General features: G+C 68.3%; 1 protein-coding gene. It reads right to left on the reverse strand.

What is annotated here, in order from left to right:
• Window positions 1-1,292 (reverse strand): CoA-acylating methylmalonate-semialdehyde dehydrogenase (locus tag AC0IWM_RS23670; RefSeq protein WP_471759116.1); only part of this gene is annotated, 1,292 nt, incomplete at both ends.

A 1,292-nucleotide genomic window follows, 5' to 3' on the forward strand; every position in this document is an offset into this window, starting at 1 on the left:
TCCATCGTGGGCATGACGAAATCAGCCCCGGCGCGGATACCGGTGGGCCAGCGGGTCGTGATGGTCTTGAGGCGCGTGTAGAAACGGACCCCCTCGGGGCCGTGCATGTGATGGTCGCCGAACAGCGACGCCTTCCAGCCGCCGAAGGAGTGAAACGCCATCGGTACCGGGATCGGCACGTTGATGCCCACCATGCCGACCTCGATCCCGTGCGCGAACTCGCGGGCGGCGTCGCCGTCGCGGGTGAAGATCGCCGTGCCGTTGCCGAACTCGTGCTCGTTGATGAGCCTGGCGGCGGTCGCGTAGTCAGGGGCCCGGGTGATCGCCAGGACGGGTCCGAAGATTTCCTCCCGGTAGATCGACATCTCGGGCGTGACTCGGTCGAACAGGGTGCCGCCGAGGAAGTAGCCGCCCTCGTAGCCCTGCAGGCTCAGGCCGCGTCCGTCCACGAGGAGCTCGGCGCCCTCGGCCACGCCGGCATCGATGTAGCCGCTGACCTTGTCGCGGTGAGCCTGCGTCACGAGAGGACCCATCTCCGAATCGGGATCGGTGCCGGGTCCGACCTTCAGCGCCCGCACCTTCGGGATCAGCCTGGCCACCAGGGCGTCGGCGGTCTTCTCACCCACCGGCACGGCCACCGAGATCGCCATGCAGCGCTCGCCGGCCGAGCCATAGGCTGCGCCCATCAGCGCATCGACCGCTTGATCCATGTCGGCGTCCGGCATCACGATCATGTGGTTCTTGGCGCCGCCCAGGCACTGGGCGCGCTTACCCTGGGCGGTGGCCGTGGCGTAGATGTACCGGGCGATCGGGGTCGAGCCGACGAAGCTGACCGCCGCGATGTCGGGATGGTGCAGGAGGGCGTCGACCGCATCCTTGTCGCCGTGGACCACGTTGAACACGCCGTCGGGCAGGCCGGCCTCCTTCAGCCAGGCCGCCACCAGCAGCGCCGGCGAGGGGTCGCGCTCGGAGGGCTTCAGCACGAAGCAGTTGCCGCAGGCCAGCGCGACCGGGAACATCCACATCGGCACCATGACGGGGAAATTGAACGGCGTGATGCCGGCGACTACGCCGAGGGGCTGGCGCAGGGAATGGCTGTCGACGCGGGTGCCGACGTTCTCGGTGACCTCGCCCTTGAGAAGCTGCGGGATGCCGGTGGCGAATTCCACCACCTCCAGACCGCGCTGGATCTCGCCCTTGGCATCGGAAAGCACCTTGCCGTGCTCGGCGGTGATCAGGGCGGCGAGTTCGTCGGTGCGCTCCTCCGCGATGCGCAGGAAGGCGTTGAGGAT

The sequence above is a fragment of the Methylobacterium sp. AC433 genome (assembly GCF_979253015.1).